The organism is Isoptericola sp. NPDC056573, from assembly GCF_042793335.1.
Taxonomy (GTDB): domain Bacteria; phylum Actinomycetota; class Actinomycetes; order Actinomycetales; family Cellulomonadaceae; genus Isoptericola.
Genome location: NZ_JBHTUY010000014.1, coordinates 1 through 20,906, shown reverse-complemented (window position 1 = coordinate 20,906; position 20,906 = coordinate 1). Strand labels below are relative to the sequence as shown.

The window sequence follows — 20,906 nt, the reverse complement described above, 5'->3', positions numbered from 1 at the left end:
GCCGACCTGACCGGCCCGGGCGGGCACATAAACTGACCCCGCCGCCCACACCCCTCGCAGGGCCCCTCTCAGGAAGGCACGCATGTCCACGCCCGCACCCACCCCAGAACCCGGCGTCGAACGGCAGAGCCCCGACCCGTTGGACGTCGCGGCGCTCGACGCCGTCGTCGACGAGGCCCTCGCCGCGGTCGCCGCCGCGCGCGACCTGGACGAGCTGAAGGCCGTCCGCACCGCGCAGACCGGGGACAAGAGCCCGCTCGCGCTCGCGAACCGCGCCATCGGGTCCCTGCCGGGGCCGGAGAAGGCCGCCGCCGGCAAGAACGTCGGGCCTCGCCGCGGCCGCGTGAACCAGGCGATCGCCGCGCGCCAGGCGGAGCTCGAGGCCGAGCGCGACGAGCGCGTCCTCGTCGAGGAGACCGTCGACGTCACGCTGCCGACGGACCGTCGCGCCGTCGGGGCGCGGCACCCGATCGAGCTGGTGCAGGAGCGCATCGCGGACTTCTTCGTCGGGCTCGGCTGGGAGATCGCCGACGGCCCCGAGGTCGAGGCGGAGTGGTTCAACTTCGACGCCCTGAACTTCGACCCGGACCACCCGGCCCGGCAGATGCAGGACACGTTCTACGTCGCGGGCGACGGGGACAAGCCGTCCAACCTCGTGCTGCGCACGCACACGTCGCCGGTGCAGTCGCGGTCCCTGCTCGAGCGCGGCGTGCCGCTGTACGTCGCGTGCCCCGGCAAGGTGTTCCGCACCGACGCGCTGGACGCCACCCACACCCCGGTCTTCCACCAGGTCGAGGGCCTCGCGGTCGACAAGGGCCTGACGATGGCGAACCTCGTCGGCACGCTCGACGCGTTCGCGCGGGCCATGTTCGGCCCCGAGGCGCGCACGCGGCTGCGCCCGAGCTTCTTCCCGTTCACGGAGCCCAGCGCCGAGATGGACCTGTGGTTCCCGCAGAAGAAGGGCGGCGCGGGCTGGATCGAGTGGGGCGGCTGCGGCATGGTCAACCCGAACGTGCTGCGCGCGGCAGGGATCGACCCCGAGGAGTACCAGGGCTTCGCGTTCGGGATGGGCATCGAGCGCACGGCGATGCTGCGCCACTCGATCGCCGACATGCACGACATCGTGGAGGGCGACGTGCGCTTCTCCACCCAGTTCGGGACGGAGATCTGATGCCCCGCATCGTCACTGACTGGCTCGGCGAGCACGTCGAGCTGCCGGCGGACCTCACCGCGGAGCAGCTCGCGGCGGCCCTGGTGAAGGTCGGCCTGGAGGAGGAGGAGATCCACCCCGCCGCCGTCACCGGCCCGCTCGTCGTGGGCCGCGTGCTCGCGCAGACCCCGGAGCCGCAGAAGAACGGCAAGACCGTCAACTGGTGCCTCGTCGACGTCGGTCCCGAGCACAACGAGGCGCACGTCAAGGGCGTCGACGACGCCGACGTCCCCGCCGGCGGCGCGCGCGGGATCATCTGCGGCGCGCACAACTTCGGCGTGGGGGACTACGTCGTCGTGTCGCTGCCCGGCACCGTGCTGCCCGGCGGCTTCGCCATCGCGGCGCGCAAGACGTACGGCCACGTCTCCGACGGCATGATCTGCTCGGTGCGCGAGCTCGGCATCGGCGAGGACCACGACGGCATCCTCGTGCTCACGCGCGCAGGCTTCGACGCCGCCGACCTCACGCCGGGCCAGGACGCGATCGCCCTGCTCGGCCTCGGCGACGAGGTGCTCGAGATCAACGTGACCCCGGACCGCGGGTACGCGTTCAGCTACCGCGGCGTGGCGCGCGAGTACGCCCACTCCACGGGCGCGCGGTTCACCGACCGCGGGCTGCCCGAGAACCTCGGCACCACCCCGCCCGCCCCCACGGCCGACGGGTTCGGCGTCGAGGTCGACGACGCGGCGCCGATCCACGGGCAGGTCGGCTGCGACCGGTTCGTCACGCGCGTCGTGCGCGGCATCGACCCCGCCGCGCCCACCCCGCCGTGGATGAAGCGTCGCCTCGAGGGGTCGGGGATGCGGTCCATCTCCCTGGCCGTCGACGTCACGAACTACGTGATGCTCGACCTGGGCCAGCCGCTGCACGCCTACGACCTGGACCGGGTCGCGGCGCCGATCGTCGTCCGCCGTGCCGTCCCCGGCGAGCGCCTGACGACGCTCGACGACGTCGACCGCGCGCTGGACGCCGAGGACCTGCTCATCACCGACTCGCCGGCGGGCGAGCGCGGCGCGCGGGTGCTCGGGCTGGCCGGCGTCATGGGCGGCGCGTCGTCCGAGGTGAGCCCCACCACGACCGACGTGCTCGTCGAGGCCGCGCACTTCGACCCGATCACCGTGGCCCGCACCGCCCGGCGGCACCGGCTGCCGTCCGAGGCCGCCAAGCGGTTCGAGCGCGGCGTGGACCCGCGCCTGCCCGCCGTCGCCGCGCAGCGGGTGGTCGACCTGCTCGTGGAGCTGGGCGGCGGCGCCGCGGACGGCGCCGTGAGCGACCTCGACACCACGATCCCGCCCAAGCCGGTGCGGCTCGACGTCAGCCTGCCCACGCGGCTGTCCGGCGTGGAGTACGACCGCGCCACCGTGGTCGGCATCCTCGAGCAGATCGGGTGCACCGTGACCGACGCCGTCGCCGGGGCCAGCGTGGACGCCGTCCGCGTGACGCCCCCGTCGTGGCGCCCCGACCTCACCGAGCCGGCGGCGCTGGTCGAGGAGGTCGTGCGGATCGCCGGTTACGACCAGATCCCGTCCGTGCTCCCGTCCGCCTCGGGAGGCCGCGGCCTCACGCCCGAGCAGCGGGCCCGCCGGTCGGTGGCGCGCGCGCTCGCGGAGGCCGGCCTCGTCGAGGTGCTGTCCTACCCGTTCGTGGGCGAGGCCGACCTGGACGCGCTCGGGCTGCCCGACGACGACGTGCGCCGCACCACGCTGCGCCTGGCCAACCCGTTGGCCGACGACCGGCCGTTCCTGCGCGCGGACCTGCTCTCGACGCTGCTCGAGACCGCACGCCGGAACGTCTCGCGCGGCCTGCCCGACGTGGCGGTCTTCGAGGTCGGCCTGGTCACGCGGCCGACGCCGGGCACCCCGGCCCCGCCGCAGCTCCCGGTGGGCGTGCGGCCGTCCGACGACGACCTGGCGGCACTGGTGGCCGCGGTCCCCGACCAGCCGCGGCACGTCGCGGGCGTGCTCACCGGCCGCGCGGTGCCCGCCGGCTGGTGGGGCGACGGCCGCGCGGCCGACTGGACGGACGCCCTCGACGCCGCGCGCCTCGTCGCCGAGCGCGCGGGCGCGGAGGTCACGGTCCGGGCCGACTCCGGCACGATGCCGTGGCACCCCGGCCGCTGCGCGGCGGTGACGCTGCCCGACGGCGCCGTCGTCGGGCACGCGGGCGAGCTGCACCCGAAGGTGGTCGAGGCCCTGGGCCTGCCCGCCCGGGCGGTGGCGTTCGAGCTCGACCTGGGCGCGCTGATCGCCGCCGGCGGGGACGCCCCGGTCGCGGCCGAGCCGGTGTCGGCGTTCCCCGCGGCGAAGGAGGACTTCGCGTTCGTCGTCGACGCGGGCGTGCCCGCCGCCGACGTGCACGCGGCCGTCGTCGCCGGCGCGGGCCCGCTGCTCGAGGACGCGCGCCTCTTCGACGTCTTCACCGGAGAGCAGGTCGGCGAAGGGAAGAAGTCGCTCGCCTACTCGGTGCGGCTGCGCGCCGCCGACCGCACGCTGACGGCCGACGACGTGCGCGCCGTCCGCGAGGGCGTGGTCGCCGCGGCGACCGAGCGTGTCGGGGCCGTGCTGCGTGGCTGAGCGCGCCGCCGGGTCCGGGCCGCGGGGCGACGTCCCCGCGGCCCGGACCGCGCTCGTCACCGGGGCGAGCCGCGGCATCGGCCGCGCGGTCGCGCTCGGGCTCGCCCGGGCCGGGCTGGACGTCGCGCTCGTGGCGCGGGACGCGGGCCGGCTGGCGGAGGTCGCGCGCGAGGTGCGCGCCCTCGGCCGGGTCGCCCTCGAGCTGCCGGCCGACGTCACCGACGCCGCGGCGGTGGCGGCCGCCGTGCGGGCGGCCGAGGCGTCCCCGGCCGACGGGGGGCTCGGGTCGGTGGACCTGCTGGTCAACAACGCCGGCCGCATCGACGCCGAGGTGCCGCTGTGGGAGGCCGACCCGGACGAGTGGTGGTCGGTGCTCGAGACGAACGTCCGGGGCCCGTTCCTGCTCGCCCGGCACGCGGTGCCGGGGATGCTGGCGCGCGGCGGCGGGCGGGTCGTCGACCTCAACAGCGGCGCCGGCTCGCACGACAACGGCGACGCGACCGCCTACAACGCGAGCAAGACCGCGTTGATGCGCCTCGGCGCCGGTCTCCACCTCGCCGGCCACGACCGGGGCCTGCGCGTGCTGGAGGTCGCGCCCGGCGTCGTGCGCACGGACATGACGGGGGCGATGCGCGCCCACGAGGGGCGGACCGAGTGGACGCCCGTCGAGCGGACGGTCGACCTCGTGACGGCGTTCGCGCGCGGCGACCTCGACGCCTGCTCCGGCTGGTTCGTCCGCGCCTCGCACGACACCCCGGAGTCCCTGGCACGTCTCGCGCAGGAGGCGGCGGCCCCCGCCGCCCGCCGGCTGCGCGTGCAGCCCGCGGCGGCGGACGACCCGCTGGCCGAGGTGCTCACCGGTCGCTGACCGGGGCACCCCGGCCGGGGCGCGAGCGGCGGGTCAGCGGCGCTCGTCGCGCCAGCGCACCCACTGCTCGACGAGCGACAGGTCGTAGTCGGGCCCGCTCGTGCCGATCGTGAACAGCGTGGCCCCGGCGTCGAGCAGCTTCTGCCCGACCTCCTCGGGCGGCGCGCCCACGCCGACCGACCGCTCCACGAGGCGACCGGTGTCGCGCCCGACGGCCTCGCCGTGCTCGTCGAGGATCGCGGACTTGCGGGTCAGGGTGTCGACGTCGCCGAAGGAGTGCCAGACGTCGGCGTGCTCGGCCACGAGGCGCAGCGTCTTCTTCTCGCCGCCCCCGCCGATCAGGATCGGGATCTCCCGCGTCGGGGCGGGGTTGGCGGCCGCGAGCCGCGCCTTGATGCGGGGGAGCGCCGCGCCCAGGTCGGCGATGCGCGAGCCCGCCGTGCCGAACTCGTAGCCGAACTGCTCGTAGTCCTTGGCGAACCAGCCGGCGCCGATGCCGAGGATCAGCCGGCCGCCGCTGATGTGGTCGACCGTGCGTGCCATGTCCGCGAGCAGGTCGGGGTTGCGGTAGGAGTTGCAGCTGACGAGGGCGCCGATCTCGACGCGCTCGGTCTGCTCGGCCCAGGCGCCGAGCATCGTCCAGCACTCGTAGTGCTTGCCGTCCGGGTCGCCCGAGAGCGGGAAGAAGTGGTCCCAGTTGAAGATCACGTCGACGCCGGCGTCCTCGGCGCGCCGGACGGCGTCGCGCATCTGGGCGTAGTCGGCGTGCTGCGGCTGGAGCTGGACCCCGATGCGGATCGGGTGGCTGGTCTCGGTCACGGCGCGAGCCTACGACCGTTCGTGCCCGTCGCCGTCACGAGCTCCGCGTGGCGACCACGAAGACGCGGCGGAAGGCCAGGGGCGTGCCGAACGGGTACCTCGGGTAGGCCTCGCGCAGGGCGGCGCCGAGCTCGGCGTCGAACCGGGCGCGCAGGTCGGTGCCGTGCGCGGCGTCGTGCGCGTCGAGCGCGTGCAGCACCGGCTGGGCGCCGGTCGCCGAGATCCAGCGCAGCACCGGGTCCTCGCCGTCGAGCACGTGCGTGTACGTGGTCTCCCAGGTGTCGACCGACCAGCCCGGCCGGCCGAGGAGCGCGAGGTACTCGGCGGGGTCGCCGACGGCGCGGCGCTCGACGGGCCCGACGACGGCGGCGTACGGCCCGCGCCCGGCGACCTCCCGCAGGGTGCGGTGGCTCGGGGCGTCGTGGTTGCCTGGGACGGAGAAGGCGAAGGTCTGGCGGGCCGTGGCGGCGAGGGCGGGGAGCAGGTCGCGGTGCCCGGGCACCCACTGCAGGGTGGCGTTGCTGATCACGAGGTCGGCCTCGGGGGCGGGGCCGCGTCCGGCGGCGTGGTCGCGCACGTCGGCGAGCTCGTAGCGGCCCCCGGGGTCGGCGGCGCGCGCCTTCTCGATCATCGCGGGGGAGGCGTCGAGCCCCACGAACGTGGCGGCCGGCCACCGCTCGCGCAGCACGGGGGTGAGGTGCCCCGGGCCGCAGCCCAGGTCGACGATGCTCGCCGGGTCGCGCACGACGCGCGCGACGAGCTCGCCGAAGGGGCGCGACCGTTCGTCGGTGTAGCGCAGGTACGCGGTGGGGGACCAGTCGGCCACGACAATTCCTCTCGACATCAAGTCTCTTGATGTCGAGAGACTAGCGCGCGGGCCCCGCACGCACCAGGCTGTCGACATGGAGCCCGACAGGATCGCGCCGCCCGGCCGCGGCGGGTCGACCCCTGCGACCGTCGTCCCGTACCTCGCCGTGCGGGGGGCGTCCGAGGCGATCGACTACTACCGCAGGGCCTTCGGCGCGCAGGAGCGCTTCCGGATCGAGGAGGCCCGTCTCGAGCGCGGGGTCGACGACGGGCCCCAGGAGGGCTGGCGCAGCGCCTGGGTCGTGGACCCGTACGGGCACCGCTGGCACGTCTCGAGCCCGACGGCGGGCTGACCGCCACCGGTCAGGGGACCAGGAGGACCTTGCCCGTCGTGCCGCGCCCCTCCAGGGCGCGGTGCGCCTGCGCTGCGTCGGCGAGCGGGAGCCGCTCGCCGATCCGCACGTCCAGGTCGCCCGCGGCGGCCGCCCCCAGCACCTCGGCGGCCCGCCACTCGAGCTCGCCCCGGGTGAGGAGGTAGTGGGCCAGCGTCGGCCGGGTGAGGTAGAGCGACCCGCCGGAGTTCAGCCGCTGCGGGTCGAAGGGCGGCACCTGACCCGACGCCCCGCCGAACAGCACGAGCGTGCCGCGCGGGCGCAGGGACGCGAGCGAGGCGTCGAACGTGGCGCGGCCCACGCCGTCGTACACGACGTGCACGCCGCGCCCGTCGGTGAGGTCCCGCACGACGGCGGGCAGCTCGGTCGCGAGGTCGTCCATCGCCGCGTAGTCGACGGTGTGCGCGGCGCCGGCCGCTGACGACAGGGCCGCCTTCTCGGGCGAGGACACGGTGGTGATGACGCGCCCGCCGCGCGCCACCGCGAGCTGGGTCGCGAGCAGGCCGACGCCGCCGGCGCCGGCCGTGAGCAGCACGTCGTGGCCGGGCCCGACCTCGAAGGTCGACGCGACGAGGTAGTGCGCCGTCATCCCCTGCAGCGGCAGGGCGGCGGCCGTGACGAGGTCGAGGCCCGCGGGGACGCGCACGGCGTTCGCCGCCGGGACGACGGCGAGCTCGGCGTACGAGCCGGGCGCCTCGTTCCAGGCCACCTCGTCGCCGACGGCGAAGCCCTCCACGCCGTCGCCGAGCGCCTCGACCGTCCCGGCGCCCTCGACGCCCACGACGTGCGGGTAGCGCATGGGGTACACGCCCGCCCGGCGGTAGGTGTCGATGAAGTTGACCCCCGCCGCCGCGACGCGGACGAGGAGCTCGCCCGCGCCGGGCGCGGGGTCGGGCTGCTCGACGTACTCCAGGACCTCGGGACCACCCGCCGCGCGGGCCACGACTGCGTGCATGCGCCCGAGCCTACGCAGCCGGAGGCCGGTCCAGCCGCTCGCCCGCGCGCACGGGCGCGTCGACCCGATTGCCGGCCGGGGCGAGCGGGCAGGTCCAGGCGGGGTCGTACCGGCAGGACGGGTGGTACGCCAGGTTGAGGTCGACCACCACGAGGCCGTCGCGCCCGCCGAGGTCGGCGCCCTTGGCGGTGTCGAGGACGTACCGTCCGCCGCCGTACGTCTCGGCACCTGCGGTGCCGTCCCGCAGCGGCACGAACAGCCCGCCGCCGTACTGCGCCAGCCACCAGGCGTCGAGCGTGCCCAGCCCGGGCAGCTCGAGCACGCCGACCCGCTCCATCGTCGTCGTGCCGTCCGCGCCCGTGTCGAGCTCGAGCCGCGCCGGCGGCGCCGGACGCAGCGGCACCTCGAAGCGCACGGCCGGGTCGTACGGCCAGTACGGCAGGCCGGAGGCGCGCAGCGGGTCGTCGGCGGGCAGCGGGCTCTGCGGGTGGTCGCGGAAGAGGCCGTCGCGGCCCGCCCGCCACGTCGCGTGCCCGCTCGCGGGGTCGGGCGCGGCGCGGACCGCGGCATACAGCTCGGCGACGCGCCGTCGCCAGTCGGCGAGCTCGACCGCGGTGGCCGGCGTCACCGTGGGGCTCCCGCGTCGGACATCGCGGTGGGCACGTCGGCGGGGAGAAAGGTCACGGCCTCGACCCTATGCTTCGCCCGTGACCCGAGACACCCGCGCGCCGTTCATGATCCGTCCCGCGACCGACGACGACTGGCCCGCCCTCTGGCCGACCGTCGAGGCGGTGGTGCGCGAGGGCGAGACCTACGTCTACCCGCTGGACCTCACGAGCGCGCAGGCGCGGGAGATTTGGATGGAGCGCGCCCCGGGCGCGACGGTCGTGGCGGTGGGCGCCGACGGGGCGCTGCTGGGCACGGCCAAGATGGGGCCGAACCGGCCGGGACACGGCGACCACGTGGGCACGGCGTCGTTCATGGTGTCGCCCGCCGCGCGCGGGCTCGGGGTGGGCCGGGCGCTCGGCGAGCACGTCGTCGCGTGGCACCGGGAGCAGGGCTTCCGCGGCATCCAGTTCAACGCGGTGGTGGAGTCCAACGAGGTGGCCGTGCGGCTGTGGCGGTCGCTGGGGTTCGAGGTCGTCGGCACGGTGCCGGGCGCGTTCCGCAGCCCGTCGCACGGGTACGTCGGGCTGCACGTGATGTACCTGCCGCTCGTCGCGTGACCCGCGGCGCCCGTGCCGTGAGAAACAGGTCCCGACGCTCTGCATAGGTATGTATAGTGCTGCATATGGTCAGCACTGAGTCGCGCACGTTCCGTGTCGCCGTCGCCGGTGCCTCCGGGTACGCCGGGGGCGAGTTCCTGCGCCTCGCGGCGCGCCACCGCGCGCTGGAGATCGGGGCGCTCACGGCGCACTCGAACGCGGGCGCGCGGCTCGGCGCGCTGCAGCCCCACCTGCGCTCGCTCGCCGACCGTGTCCTCGAGCCGACCACGCCCGAGGCGCTCGCGGGCCACGACGTCGTCGTGCTCGGACTCCCGCACGGGGCGTCCGGGGAGATCGCCGCGCAGCTGCCCGACGACGTGCTCGTCCTCGACCTCGGTGCCGACCACCGCCTCGCGTCCGCCGCCGACTGGGAGCAGTTCTACGGCTCGGCCCACGCGGGCACCTGGCCCTACGGCCTGCCGGAGCTGCTCCACGCGGACGGCGCGGGGCACGTCACCGGGGCCCAGCGCGACCACCTCGCGGGCGCCCGTCGGATCGCCGTGCCGGGCTGCAACGTCACCGCCGTCACCCTCGGCCTGCAGCCGGGCGTCGCCGCCGGCCTGGTCAGCCCGGCCGACGTCGTGGCGGTTCTCGCCAACGGCTACTCGGGCGCGGGCAAGTCGCTCAAGCCGCACCTGCTCGCTGCCGAGGGCCTGGGTTCCGCCGTGCCGTACGCCGTCGGCGGCACGCACCGGCACATCCCCGAGATCGCGCAGAACCTGCGCACCGCCGGGGCGCCCGCGGTGTCGATCAGCTTCACGCCCACCCTGGTGCCCATGTCGCGCGGCATCCTCGCCACCGTCACGGCGCGCCTCGCGCCGGGCCACGAGGACGCCACCGCCGCCGACGTCCGCGCCGCCTGGGCGGAGGCCTACGCCGACGAGCCGTTCGTCGAGCTGCTGCCGGAGGGTCAGTGGCCGACGACGGCCGCCACGCTCGGCGCCAACACCGCCCTGGTGCAGGTCGCCCTCGACGCCGCCGCCGGGCGGGTCGTGACCGTCACCGCCATCGACAACCTGGTCAAGGGCACCGCCGGTCAGGCGGTCCAGGCCATGAACCTCGCCCTCGGCCTGCCGGAGACGGCCGGCCTCGTCACCGAAGGAGTCGCACCGTGAGCGTCACCGCAGCGCAGGGGTTCCGGGCCGCCGGGATCACGGCCGGACTCAAGGCCTCCGGGACCCCCGACCTCGCCCTCGTCGTCAACGACGGCCCGCAGCACGCCGCCGCCGCCGTCTTCACGAGCAACCGTGTGGTCGGCGCGCCGGTGATGTGGTCGCGTCAGGCGATCAAGGACGGGGTCGCCCGCGCCGTCGTGCTGAACTCGGGCGCCGCAAACGTGTGCACCGGCCCGGGCGGGTTCCAGGACTCCCACGCCACGGCGGAGAAGGTCGCCGAGGTGCTCGGGATCGGCGCGATCGACGTCCTGGTGGCCTCGACCGGCCTCATCGGCGTGCGCCTCGCGGCCGAGAAGCTCCTCGCCGGGATCCCGGTCGTGGCGGAGTCGCTCGGGTCGGACGAGGCGTCGGGCACGAGCGCCGCCACGGCCATCATGACCACGGACTCGGTCCCGAAGACGGCGGTGCGCACGATCGAGACGCGGTCCGGCACGGTGACGGTGGGCGGGATGGCCAAGGGGGCGGGCATGCTCGCTCCCGCGCTCGCCACGATGCTCTGCGTCATCACGACGGACGCCGTCGTGGACGCCGGGACCACCGACGCGGCGCTGCGCGCCGCGACCCGCACGACGTTCGACCGGGTCGACTCCGACGGCTGCATGTCCACGTCCGACACCGTGGTGCTGATGGCGTCGGGCGCGTCCGGGGCGACGCCGGACGACGCCGCGTTCGCCGAGGCCGTGACCGCCGTCTGCGCCGACCTGGCGCGCCAGCTCGTGGCCGACGCGGAGGGCGCGTCCCACGACGTCGCGATCACGGTCACGCACGCCACGAGCGAGGACGCCGCCCTGGCCGTCGCCCGGGCCGTGAGCCGGTCCAACCTGGTCAAGGCCGCGATCTTCGGCAACGACCCCAACTGGGGCCGGATCCTGTCGCAGGTCGGCACGGTCCCGGAGGACGTCGCGCCGTTCGACCCGCTGGAGCTCGACGTCAGCGTCAACGGCGTCATGGTGTGCAAGGCGGGCGGGGCGCACGAGTCGCCGGAGAACGTGGACCTCGCCGCGTCGCGCGACGTCGACATCACGATCGACCTGCACGCCGGGGACGCCGAGGTCACGCTGTGGACCAACGACCTCACCCACGCGTACGTGCACGAGAACAGCGCGTACAGCTCATGAGCAGCGACGTCGTGAACGGGCTCGCGCCCGAGCAGAAGGCCGAGGTGCTCCTCGAGGCGCTGCCGTGGCTCCAGGAGTTCGCCGGGGCGCTCGTCGTCGTCAAGTACGGCGGCAACGCCATGATCGACGGCGAGCTCAAGGCCGCGTTCGCGCAGGACATGGTCTTCCTGCGCCAGGTGGGGCTGCGGCCCGTCGTCGTGCACGGCGGCGGCCCGCAGATCAACGCCATGCTGGAGCGCCTGGACATCCACAGCGAGTTCCGCGGCGGCCTGCGCGTCACCACGCCCGAGGCGATGGACGTGGTGCGCATGGTGCTCACGGGCCAGGTCTCGCGCGAGCTCGTCGGCCTCATCAACGCGCACGGCCCGCACGCCGTCGGGATGTCGGGGGAGGACGCCGGGCTGTTCCGCGCCGCCCGCCGCCACGCCGTGGTCGACGGCGAGCCGGTCGACGTCGGCCTCGTGGGCGACGTCGTGCAGGTGGACGCCGGGGCGGTGCAGGACCTGCTCGACGCCGGCCGCATCCCGGTCGTGTCGACCGTCGCGCCCGACGTCGACGACCCGACCCAGGTGCTGAACATCAACGCCGACACGGCCGCCTCCGCGCTCGCGGTGGCGCTCGGCGCGAGCAAGCTCATCATGCTCACCGACGTCGAGGGCCTGTACACGTCGTGGCCCGACAAGGACTCCCTCGTCGAGGAGATCTCCGCGCCGGACCTCGCGGCCCTCCTGCCGAGCCTGACGTCCGGCATGGTGCCCAAGATGGAGGCGTGCCTGCGCGCCGTCCAGGGCGGCGTGCCGCGCGCCACCGTGATCGACGGCCGCCAGCCGCACTCCGTGCTCCTGGAGGTCTTCACCACCCGCGGCAACGGCACCATGGTCGTGCCCGCGCCGACGGCCACCACCACCGATCCCACTGCGAGCAAGGAGGCAGGCGCGTGAGCGACACCCTGCAGTCGGTGAGCGGAGGCGCCCTCGCCGACGCCTCGAACGCCGCCTGGACCGATCGCTACACCCATGCGGTGATGGACACGTTCGGCCCGCCCCAGCGTGTGCTGGTGCGCGGCGAGGGCGCCTACGTGTGGGACGCGGACGGGCGGCGCTACCTCGACCTGCTCGCCGGGATCGCGGTGAACGCGCTCGGCCACGCGCACCCCACCCTCACGGCGGCGATCAGCGCGCAGCTGGGCACCCTCGGGCACGTGTCGAACTTCTTCGCCACGCCCACCCAGATCGGCCTGGCCGAGCGGCTCCTGCACCTCGCGGGCGCGCCCGAGGGCTCCCGGGTGTTCTTCACCAACTCGGGCACCGAGGCGGTGGAAGCGGCGTTCAAGATGGCGCGCCGCAACCGTTCCGACGGACCTGGCGACGACGGCACCCGCACCCGCGTCCTGGCCCTGGAGGGCGGCTTCCACGGCCGGTCGATGGGCGCCCTCGCCCTCACGGCGAAGGCCGCGTACCGCGAGCCGTTCGAGCCGCTGCCCGGCGGCGTCGAGCACGTGCCGTTCGGCGACACCGCCGCCCTCGACGAGGCGTTCTCGCCGGAGGCCGTCGCGGAGCGGGGCGGCGTCGCGGCGCTCGTCGTCGAGCCGCTGCAGGGGGAGGCCGGCGTGCGGCCGCTGCCCCCGGGCTACCTGGCGCACGCCCGGCGGCTCACCGCCGAGGCGGGCGCGCTGCTCGTCCTCGACGAGGTCCAGACGGGCGTCGGCCGCACGGGCTCCTGGTTCGCGTTCCAGCAGCCGGAGATCGGCGGCGGCGTCGTGCCCGACGTCGTCACCGTGGCCAAGGGTCTCGGCGGCGGCTTCCCGGTGGGTGCCGCGATCGCGTTCGGCGAGCGCGCCGCGACGCTGCTCGGCCGTGGCCAGCACGGCACCACCTTCGGCGGCAACCCCGTCGCGGCCGCCGCCGGGCTGGCGACGCTCGGCGTCATCGAGCGCGACGGCCTCCTCGAGAACGTCCGCCGCGTCGGCGAGGTGCTGCGGACCGAGATCGAGGCGGCGGGCAACCCGCTCGTCGCCGGCGTGCGCGGGCAGGGTCTCCTGCTCGCCGTCCAGCTCACCCGGCCCGTCGCGGCCGACGTCGCGGCGGCGGCCCTCGAGGCGGGCTTCGTCGTCAACGCCGTCGCCCCGGACGCGATCCGCCTGGCCCCGCCGCTGATCCTCACGGCCGAGCAGGCGCGCGACGTCGCCCGGTTCTTCGCCGCCGTCACCGTCCCCGCCTCGACGCCCGTCGACCAGCCCGTTGAAGGGAAGCCCTGATGCCCCGCCACTTCCTCCGCGACGACGACCTCACCCCGGACGAGCAGCGCGAGGTCCTCGAGCTCGGCATGGCGTTCCGGGAGGACCGGTTCGTGCGCACGCCGCTCGCGGGCCCGCAGGGCGTCGCCGTGCTGTTCGACAAGCCGACGCTGCGCACGCAGGTCTCGTTCTCGACCGGCGTCGCCGAGCTCGGCGGCTTCCCGATGATCGTCGACGGCCGCCTCGCCCAGGTGGGCGTGCGCGAGTCCGTCGCGGACGTCACGCGCGTGCTCGACCGTCAGGTGTCGGCCATCGTGTGGCGCACGTTCGGCCAGGAGCGCATCGACGAGATGGCCGCCGTCTCGCGGGTGCCGGTCGTCAACGCGCTCACCGACGGCTTCCACCCGTGCCAGATCCTGGCCGACCTGCTGACGGTCGCGCAGCACCGGGGCGGCATCTCCGCCCTGGCCGGGCAGCGGCTCGCGTACGTCGGGGACGCCGGCAACAACATGGCCGCGTCGTACCTGCTCGGCGGCGTCACCGCCGGCCTCCACGTCGCCGTGGCCGGCCCCGAGGGCTATCTCCCGCCCGAGGACGTCGTCGCCCGCGCCCGGGAGATCGCCGCCACGACCGGTGGCTCGGTGACGGTCACGACCGACGTCCGGGAGGCGGTCGCCGGGGCCGACGTCGTCGCGGCGGACACCTGGGTCTCGATGGGCGACGAGGACGAGGCCGCCGAGCGGCTCGCCGCGCTCGACGCCTACCGCGTGGACGACGCGCTGCTGGCCGCCGCGGCCGACGACGCGATCTTCCTGCACTGCCTGCCCGCCTACCGCGGCAAGGAGGTCAGCGCCTCGGTGATCGACGGCCCGTCCTCCGTCGTCTGGGACGAGGCGGAGAACCGCCTGCACGCGCAGAAGGCGCTGCTGACCTGGCTGCTGGAGCACCGGTGAGCGCGGCGGACGGGGCCCCGTCGGGCCAGGTCGCGGGCCCGACGACGAAGGCCGCCCGGCACGCGCGGATCGTCGAGATCGTGCGGCGCACGGCGATCCACTCGCAGGCCGAGCTGGCCCGCGAGCTCGCCGACGCGGGCGTCAGCGTCACGCAGGGCACCCTGTCGCGCGACCTCATCGAGCTGCGGGCCGAGAAGGTGCGCAACGCGGCAGGGGCGCTCGTCTACGCCGTGCCCGGCGAGGGCGGCGACCGCAGCGTGCAGGCCGCGGGCGTGGGGGAGCACGACGTCGAGTACGTCGCCGCGCGCCTCGCCCGGCTCTGCAACGACCTGCTCGTGTCGGCGGAGGCGTCCGGGAACCTCGTGGTGCTGCGCACCCCGCCCGGCGCGGCCAACTACCTCGCGTCCGCGATCGACCACTCGGTCTTCCCGGGCGTCCTCGGCTCCATCGCGGGCGACGACACGATCCTCGTGATCGCCCGCGACCCGCTCGGCGGCGACGACCTGGCCCGGCGCTTCCTCGAGCTGACCGGGCCCTGACCCGGTCCGGACGACGCGGGACCGTGGCCCCCACGGTCCCGCACTGCCAGACTTGACCCGAACCCCCTCGCAAGAAAGAGAACTGTGATGACTGATCGCGTCGTGCTCGCCTACTCGGGCGGCCTGGACACCTCCGTGGCCATCGGCTGGATCGCCGAGGCCACCGGGGCCGAGGTCGTGGCCGTGGCCGTCGACGTCGGCCAGGGCGGCGAGGACATGAACGTCATCCGCAAGCGCGCGCTCGACTGCGGCGCCGTCGAGGCGTACGTCGCCGACGCGCGCGACGAGTTCGCGGCGGAGTACTGCATGCCCGCGCTCAAGGCCAACGGGATGTACCTCGACCGCTATCCGCTGGTCTCCGCGATCTCCCGCCCGGTGATCGTCAAGCACCTCGTGCGCGCCGCGCGCCAGTTCGGTGCGACGACCGTCGCGCACGGCTGCACCGGCAAGGGCAACGACCAGGTCCGCTTCGAGGTCGCGACGACGTCGCTGGCCCCGGACCTCAAGTCCATCGCCCCGGTGCGCGACCTCGCGCTCACGCGCGAGAAGGCCATCGACTACGCGGAGCGGCACGACCTGCCGATCGCGACCACCAAGAAGAACCCGTTCTCGATCGACCAGAACGTGTGGGGTCGCGCGGTGGAGACCGGCTTCCTCGAGGACATCTGGAACGAGCCCACCAAGGACGTCTACTCCTACACGGACGACCCGACGTTCCCGCCGGTCGCCGACGAGGTCGTCATCACCTTCGACCAGGGCGTGCCGGTCGCGCTCGACGGCGTCGCCGTGACCCCGCTGCAGGCGATCCAGGAGATGAACCGCCGCGCCGGCGCCCAGGGCGTGGGCCGCATCGACATCGTCGAGGACCGCCTCGTGGGCATCAAGTCCCGCGAGATCTACGAGGCGCCCGGCGCCGTCGCGCTCATCGCCGCGCACCAGGAGCTGGAGAACGTCACGCTCGAGCGCGAGCAGGCCCGCTTCAAGCGGCAGGTCGAGCAGCGCTGGACCGAGCTGGTCTACGACGGCATGTGGTTCTCCCCGCTGAAGAAGAACCTCGACACCTTCGTCGACGAGACCCAGAAGTACGTCTCCGGCGACATCCGCATGGTGCTGCACGGCGGCCGGGCCACCGTGACCGGCCGCCGCTCGGAGTCGAGCCTGTACGACTTCAACCTCGCCACCTACGACGAGGGCGACTCGTTCGACCAGTCGCACGCCCGGGGCTTCATCGAGATCTACGGCCTCGCCGCCAAGCAGGCCGCGGCCCGTGACGAGAAGTTCGGCAACGGCGTGGACTTCGGCGTCGGGGAGTTCTGACGTGGGCTCCGAGGTCACGCCGGGCGCAGGGCCCGGCGCGGTGACGACGCAGGGCGACAACGTCTCCCTGTGGGGCGGCCGGTTCTCCGGCGGCCCGTCGCCGGAGCTGCAGGCGCTGTCCCAGTCGACGCACTTCGACTGGGTGCTCGCGCCGTACGACATCCGCGGCTCCCGGGCGCACGCCCGCGTGCTGCACGCGGCGGGCCTGCTGACCGACGACGAGCTGGCCGGCATGCTCGATGCGCTGGACGTCCTGCTGGCCGACGTCGAGTCGGGCGCGTTCCTGCCGGTGCTGGGCGACGAGGACGTGCACACGGCCCTCGAGCGCGGCCTCATCGAGCGCGCGGGCACCGAGCTCGGCGGCAAGCTCCGCGCGGGCCGCTCGCGCAACGACCAGATCGCCACCCTCGTGCGGCTGTACCTGCGCGACCAGGCGCGCGTCGTCGTGCGGCAGGTGCTCGACGTCGTGGACACGCTCATCGTGCAGGCGCAGGACGCCGGCGAGGCCGTGATGCCGGGCCGCACGCACCTGCAGCATGCCCAGCCGGTGCTGCTGGCGCACCAGCTCCTGGCCCACGCGTGGCCGCTGCTGCGCGACGTCGACCGGCTCGTGGACTGGGACGTGCGCGCGGCACGCTCGCCCTACGGGTCGGGGGCGCTCGCGGGCTCGTCGCTGGGGCTCGACCCGGCGGCGGTCGCGACCGAGCTCGGCTTCGACGGCCCGGTGGAGAACTCGATCGACGGCACGGCCGCGCGCGACGTCGTCGCGGAGTTCGCGTTCGTGTCCGCGATGGTCGGGATCGACCTGTCCCGGCTCTCGGAGGAGATCATCCTCTGGAACACGAAGGAGTTCGGCTTCGTGCGGCTGGACGACTCGTGGTCGACCGGGTCGAGCATCATGCCGCAGAAGAAGAACCCCGACATCGCGGAGCTCGCCCGCGGCAAGGCGGGCCGGCTCGTGGGTGACCTCACCGGGCTGCTCACCACGCTCAAGGGCCTGCCGCTGGCGTACAACCGCGACCTGCAGGAGGACAAGGAGCCGGTCTTCGACCAGGTCTCCACCCTCACGGTGCTGCTTCCTGCGTTCGCGGGCATGGTCCGCACCCTCACGTTCGACACGGCGCGGATGGCCGAGCTCGCCCCGCAGGGCTTCTCGCTGGCCACCGACATCGCCGAGTGGCTGGTGCGCGAGGGCGTGCCGTTCCGGGTCGCGCACGAGGTGGCGGGCGCCTGCGTCCGGGTCTGCGAGGAGCGCGGCATCGAGCTGTGGGACCTCACGGACGCCGATCTCGCCGCGATCTCCGAGCACCTGACCCCGGGGGTGCGCGAGGTGCTGAGCGTCGAGGGCTCCGTGGCGTCGCGCGACGGCGTCGGCGGCACGGCGCCCGCGCGGGTCACCGAGCAGGTGGAGGCAGCCAAGGAGCGCTCGGCCGAGTTCCGCATCTGGGCGGACAGCTGAGCGGATCCGTACCGACGTCGGCCGCGCCCTCTCCGGAGGGTGCGGCCGACGTCGTCCGCGGTGCGGGTCGTCCGGCAGGGAGAATGTCCGACGTGACGACGACCGACCTCGAGGAGGGACAGGCGTGACGGTGCCCGACGACGTCCTGGGGCGACTGGCGTCGCGCGTGCGCGCGACGCCGCCCAGGCTGCCCGTCCGGGGAGCGGACCGGCCGGAGGAGGGGACTCGGCTCGTGGTCGTGGACGGCCCGGCGGGCTCGGGCAAGTCGTCGTTGGCCGCGCAGCTCGCACGGGTTCTGCCCGCGCAGGTGGTCCACATGGACGACCTCTACGACGGCTGGTCCGGGCTGGCCGCCGGCGTCGAGCGGCTGCACGAGCAGGTCCTCGGCCCGCTCGCCGCGGGCGAGGACGGCCGCTACCAGCGCTACGACTGGGAGAGCGGCGGGTACGCCGAGTGGCACGACGTCCCGCGCGCGCCGTACCTCGTCGTGGAGGGCTGCGGGGCCGGGGACCCGAGGGTCGACGACGTCTCGGCCCTGCTCGTGTGGGTCGAGACCGACGACGCGCTGCGGCTCACGCGCGGCCTCGCGCGCGACGGCGAGGAGGCGCGGGGGCACTGGAAGGCGTGGATGGCGGCGGAGAGCGCGCTCTACGCGGCGCACCGGACCGCGCGCCGCGCCGACGTGCGCCTGGACGGTTGGGGTCAGGTCACGTGGCCGACGCACGGGATCTGACGGTGCGGGGCGGCGAGCGGGACGCCGTCGTGCCGGCGCGCGAGTGGTTCGCGCGGGACGTCCGGCTCGTCGCGCGGGACCTGCTCGGCGCGCTGCTCACCCGCCGCGCGCCCGATGGCGCCGTCACCCTGCGGATCACCGAGGTGGAGGCGTACGCGGGCACGGCCGACCCGGGGTCGCACGCGTTCCGGGGTGAGACGGCGCGCAACCGCACGATGTTCGGCGAGCCCGGACACGTCTACGTGTACCGGCACCTGGGGCTGCACCACTGCATGAACGTCGTGTGCAGCCCGCCGGGCGAGGCGTCGGCGGTGCTGCTGCGGGCGGGCGAGGTGGTCGGGGGAGCGGACCTCGCCCGCGAGCGGCGCGCGGCGGCGGGCGTGACGCGGTCCGACGTCGACCTGGCGCGCGGCCCGGCGCGGCTCACGGTCGCCCTGGCGATCGACCGGGACGACGACGGCGCGGACGTCACGGACCCGGACGGCGACCTGGTGCTGCGGGTGCCCGACCGTACCGCCGACCGTGCCGCCGATGAGGTCGCGACGGGTCCCCGCGTCGGCGTGAGCGGCGAGGGAGGCCGGGCGGACCGCTTCCCGTGGCGGGTGTGGCTGGCGGGTGACCCGACGGTCTCGCCGTACCGGGCCGCGGAATCCCGGCGCCGACGGCGGTAGGCGTCGGGCACACTAGGAGGGCGGCCCGACCGGGTCGCGATCCCTTTCCCCGAGGAGCACACGGTGACCGACGTTCTCGACGAGCTGCACTGGCGAGGCCTGGTGGCGCAGTCCACCGACGAGGCCGCGCTGCGTTCTGCGCTGGCCGAGGGACCCGTCACCTATTACGCGGGCTTCGACCCGACGGCGCAGAGCCTGCACGTCGGGCACATGGTCCAGCTGCTGAACATGCGTCGGCTCCAGCTCGCCGGGCACCGTCCTCTTGCGCTGGTCGGCGGGGCCACGGGGCTGATCGGCGACCCGCGCCCGACCACGGAGCGTTCGATGCAGTCGCGCGACGTCGTCGCCGGCTGGGTGGACCGCATCCGCGCGCAGATCGAGCCGTTCCTGGACTTCGAGGGGCCGGCGGCCGCGCGCATGGTCAACAACCTCGACTGGACCGGCGCCATGTCGGCGATCGACTTCCTGCGCGACGTGGGCAAGCACTTCCGGGTGGGCACGATGCTCGGCAAGGACATCGTGGCCCGGCGCCTGCGGTCGGACGAGGGCATCAGCTACACCGAGTTCAGCTACCAGGTGCTGCAGGGCATGGACTTCCGGGAGCTGTACGAGCGCCACGGGTGCACGCTGCAGCTCGGCGGCAACGACCAGTGGGGCAACCTGCTGTCCGGGGTCGAGCTGATCCGCAAGACGGACGGCGCGGCCGTGCACGCCCTGACGTCGCCCCTCATCACCAAGGCCGACGGCACCAAGATGGGCAAGTCGGAGGGCGGGGCGGTCTGGCTCGACCCGGAGCTCACGAGCCCGTACGCCTTCTACCAGTTCTGGGTGAACACCGCGGACGCGGACGTCGTGAAGTACCTCAAGGTCTTCACCTTCCGGTCGCGGGAGGAGATCGAGGCGCTCGAGGGCGAGGTGGCGGAGCGCCCCTTCGCCCGCGAGGCGCAGCGGGCGCTCGCCGGCGACCTGACCACCCTGGTGCACGGTCAGGCGGCGACCGACGCCGTCATCATGGCGAGCCAGGCCCTCTTCGGGCGCGGCGAGCTGCAGGGACTGGACGCGGGGACGCTCGGCGCCGCCGTCGCGGAGCTCCCGCGCACGACGGCGAAGGCGGGCGACCTCGTCGTCGACGCCTTCGTGGGCTCGGGCCTGGTCGCGTCGAAGGCCGCCGCGCGCCGCGCGATCGGCGAGGGCGGGGCCTACGTGAACAACACCAAGGTGGAGTCCGAGGACGCGGCCCTGCGCACCGAGGACCTGCTGCACGGCCGCTACGCCGTCCTTCGTCGCGGCAAGCGGACCCTCGCGGTGGCCGTCGCGGAGTGATGCCCCGCGTGCTGTCGTCCGCGTGATGTCGAGGGCCCCGGGGGAGCGCGAGCTCCCCCGGGGCCCTCGCCGCACGTCGAGAGCGGCCCGCACGGCGACGACGGCCGCACCAGACCGTGCGACGTCCCGGTATTCCTGCAGGTCAGAGCGCGATTTGGCGCCCCGGCCGGAGTGTGTGTAATGTTCTGGTCGTTCGCCCGACAGGGAGAACGGACACCGAGGAGACAGCCGCGAGGCTGGGTACCGGTGGCCGGCCCGGGGCGGACACCCGAATCCTTCTTCACGAGGTCGACTAGTGCGCCCTCGTTCGGGACCGGGACGTTCGAACCGACACGCCGGGCCAACGGCCGGGAGTTGACGGGGAAGAACGAACCGAGTAAGTTTGAGGGGTTGCCCCGGCGGGGTCGGAACGGTTGGTTCTGGTTCTGCGGTGTGCGTCGGTTGTTTGAGAACTCAACAGTGTGTTTGATAGTCAATGCCAAATTTTTGAACC

Annotated in this window: 20 protein-coding genes; 16 read left to right on the top strand and 4 right to left on the bottom strand. The window is 74.6% G+C overall.

Annotation, left to right across the window (positions count from 1 at the left end; genetic code table 11):
• The first annotated feature begins 82 nt into the window (after positions 1-82).
• Genes pheS through ACFQ8E_RS19530 form a run of 3 tightly spaced genes read left to right on the top strand, consistent with a single transcriptional unit; the run spans position 83 to position 4,651 of the window.
• Positions 83-1,171, top strand: coding sequence for a phenylalanine--tRNA ligase subunit alpha (pheS, locus tag ACFQ8E_RS19540; protein WP_430552231.1), 1,089 nt, complete (start codon positions 83-85; stop codon positions 1,169-1,171).
• Entirely contained in the window at positions 1,171-3,783 is a 2,613-nt protein-coding gene (gene pheT / locus ACFQ8E_RS19535; RefSeq protein WP_430552230.1) for a phenylalanine--tRNA ligase subunit beta, read from the top strand. Before pheS ends, pheT begins: the two co-directional genes overlap by 1 nt.
• Positions 3,776-4,651 (top strand): SDR family NAD(P)-dependent oxidoreductase, encoded by an 876-nt coding sequence (locus ACFQ8E_RS19530; RefSeq protein ID WP_430552229.1) that lies wholly within the window; start codon positions 3,776-3,778, stop codon positions 4,649-4,651. The genes pheT and ACFQ8E_RS19530 overlap by 8 nt, the downstream gene beginning before the upstream one ends.
• A 33-nt stretch (positions 4,652-4,684) precedes the next feature.
• Here the strand turns inward: ACFQ8E_RS19530 and ACFQ8E_RS19525 are convergent, their stop codons facing one another.
• Positions 4,685-5,470 carry an LLM class F420-dependent oxidoreductase gene (locus ACFQ8E_RS19525; RefSeq protein WP_430552228.1) on the bottom strand — a complete coding sequence of 262 codons (786 nt, stop codon included), beginning with the start codon at positions 5,468-5,470 and terminating at the stop codon, positions 4,685-4,687.
• A 34-nt stretch (positions 5,471-5,504) separates the two neighbouring features.
• On the bottom strand, positions 5,505-6,296 hold the full coding sequence (locus tag ACFQ8E_RS19520) for a methyltransferase domain-containing protein (protein ID WP_430552227.1): 792 nt from the start codon (positions 6,294-6,296) through the stop codon (positions 5,505-5,507).
• Between the two features lie 76 nt (positions 6,297-6,372).
• On the opposite strand from ACFQ8E_RS19520, the gene ACFQ8E_RS19515 reads away from it, so the two are divergent.
• Entirely contained in the window at positions 6,373-6,630 is a 258-nt protein-coding gene (locus ACFQ8E_RS19515; RefSeq protein WP_430552226.1) for a VOC family protein, read from the top strand.
• Positions 6,631-6,640: 10 nt separating this feature from the next.
• Here ACFQ8E_RS19515 and ACFQ8E_RS19510 read toward each other — a convergent pair whose 3' ends face one another.
• Entirely contained in the window at positions 6,641-7,624 is a 984-nt protein-coding gene (locus ACFQ8E_RS19510; protein ID WP_430552225.1) for a quinone oxidoreductase family protein, read from the bottom strand.
• 10 nt (positions 7,625-7,634) lie between these two features.
• Entirely contained in the window at positions 7,635-8,252 is a 618-nt protein-coding gene (locus ACFQ8E_RS19505) for a DUF1684 domain-containing protein (RefSeq protein WP_430552224.1), read from the bottom strand.
• A 79-nt stretch (positions 8,253-8,331) separates the two neighbouring features.
• Between ACFQ8E_RS19505 and ACFQ8E_RS19500 the strand changes: the two genes are divergently transcribed.
• The 12 genes from ACFQ8E_RS19500 (at position 8,332) to tyrS (ending at position 20,413) form a co-directional block, all read left to right on the top strand.
• A complete protein-coding gene (locus ACFQ8E_RS19500) occupies positions 8,332-8,850 on the top strand; it encodes a GNAT family N-acetyltransferase (RefSeq protein WP_430552223.1) in 519 nt (172 codons plus the stop codon).
• Between the two features lie 65 nt (positions 8,851-8,915).
• Positions 8,916-10,004, top strand: coding sequence for an N-acetyl-gamma-glutamyl-phosphate reductase (gene argC / locus ACFQ8E_RS19495; protein ID WP_430552222.1), 1,089 nt, complete (start codon positions 8,916-8,918; stop codon positions 10,002-10,004).
• The gene (gene argJ, locus ACFQ8E_RS19490; protein WP_430552221.1) at positions 10,001-11,182 is read left to right on the top strand and encodes a bifunctional glutamate N-acetyltransferase/amino-acid acetyltransferase ArgJ; all 1,182 of its coding nucleotides are present in this window, start codon (positions 10,001-10,003) and stop codon (positions 11,180-11,182) included. The genes argC and argJ overlap by 4 nt, the downstream gene beginning before the upstream one ends.
• Entirely contained in the window at positions 11,179-12,123 is a 945-nt protein-coding gene (gene argB / locus ACFQ8E_RS19485; RefSeq protein ID WP_430552220.1) for an acetylglutamate kinase, read from the top strand. Before argJ ends, argB begins: the two co-directional genes overlap by 4 nt.
• Positions 12,120-13,439 (top strand): acetylornithine transaminase, encoded by a 1,320-nt coding sequence (locus tag ACFQ8E_RS19480; RefSeq protein ID WP_430552219.1) that lies wholly within the window; start codon positions 12,120-12,122, stop codon positions 13,437-13,439. The genes argB and ACFQ8E_RS19480 overlap by 4 nt, the downstream gene beginning before the upstream one ends.
• On the top strand, positions 13,439-14,371 hold the full coding sequence (argF, locus tag ACFQ8E_RS19475; protein WP_430552218.1) for an ornithine carbamoyltransferase: 933 nt from the start codon (positions 13,439-13,441) through the stop codon (positions 14,369-14,371). Before ACFQ8E_RS19480 ends, argF begins: the two co-directional genes overlap by 1 nt.
• Positions 14,368-14,910: an arginine repressor gene (locus ACFQ8E_RS19470; RefSeq protein ID WP_430552217.1), complete on the top strand. Its 543-nt coding sequence runs from the start codon at positions 14,368-14,370 to the stop codon at positions 14,908-14,910. The genes argF and ACFQ8E_RS19470 overlap by 4 nt, the downstream gene beginning before the upstream one ends.
• A gap of 87 nt (positions 14,911-14,997) precedes the next feature.
• Positions 14,998-16,227 carry an argininosuccinate synthase gene (locus ACFQ8E_RS19465; protein ID WP_430552216.1) on the top strand — a complete coding sequence of 410 codons (1,230 nt, stop codon included), beginning with the start codon at positions 14,998-15,000 and terminating at the stop codon, positions 16,225-16,227.
• A gap of 1 nt (position 16,228) precedes the next feature.
• On the top strand, positions 16,229-17,686 hold the full coding sequence (gene argH / locus ACFQ8E_RS19460) for an argininosuccinate lyase (RefSeq protein ID WP_430552215.1): 1,458 nt from the start codon (positions 16,229-16,231) through the stop codon (positions 17,684-17,686).
• A gap of 124 nt (positions 17,687-17,810) precedes the next feature.
• Positions 17,811-18,419, top strand: coding sequence for a uridine kinase (locus ACFQ8E_RS19455; RefSeq protein WP_430552214.1), 609 nt, complete (start codon positions 17,811-17,813; stop codon positions 18,417-18,419).
• On the top strand, positions 18,398-19,090 hold the full coding sequence (locus tag ACFQ8E_RS19450) for a DNA-3-methyladenine glycosylase (protein WP_430552213.1): 693 nt from the start codon (positions 18,398-18,400) through the stop codon (positions 19,088-19,090). The genes ACFQ8E_RS19455 and ACFQ8E_RS19450 overlap by 22 nt, the downstream gene beginning before the upstream one ends.
• 63 nt (positions 19,091-19,153) lie before the next feature.
• The gene (tyrS, locus tag ACFQ8E_RS19445; protein ID WP_430552212.1) at positions 19,154-20,413 is read left to right on the top strand and encodes a tyrosine--tRNA ligase; all 1,260 of its coding nucleotides are present in this window, start codon (positions 19,154-19,156) and stop codon (positions 20,411-20,413) included.
• Positions 20,414-20,906 lie beyond the last annotated feature (493 nt).

Coding starts and splice junctions, on each gene's coding strand:
- argF (WP_430552218.1), top strand. CDS start 13,439: ATGCCCCGCCACTTCCTCCGCGACGACGACCTCACCCCGGACGAGCAG.
- argC (WP_430552222.1), top strand. CDS start 8,916: ATGGTCAGCACTGAGTCGCGCACGTTCCGTGTCGCCGTCGCCGGTGCC.
- pheS (WP_430552231.1), top strand. CDS start 83: ATGTCCACGCCCGCACCCACCCCAGAACCCGGCGTCGAACGGCAGAGC.
- pheT (WP_430552230.1), top strand. CDS start 1,171: ATGCCCCGCATCGTCACTGACTGGCTCGGCGAGCACGTCGAGCTGCCG.
- ACFQ8E_RS19465 (WP_430552216.1), top strand. CDS start 14,998: ATGACTGATCGCGTCGTGCTCGCCTACTCGGGCGGCCTGGACACCTCC.
- argB (WP_430552220.1), top strand. CDS start 11,179: ATGAGCAGCGACGTCGTGAACGGGCTCGCGCCCGAGCAGAAGGCCGAG.
- ACFQ8E_RS19510 (WP_430552225.1), bottom strand. CDS start 7,624: ATGCACGCAGTCGTGGCCCGCGCGGCGGGTGGTCCCGAGGTCCTGGAG.
- ACFQ8E_RS19515 (WP_430552226.1), top strand. CDS start 6,373: ATGGAGCCCGACAGGATCGCGCCGCCCGGCCGCGGCGGGTCGACCCCT.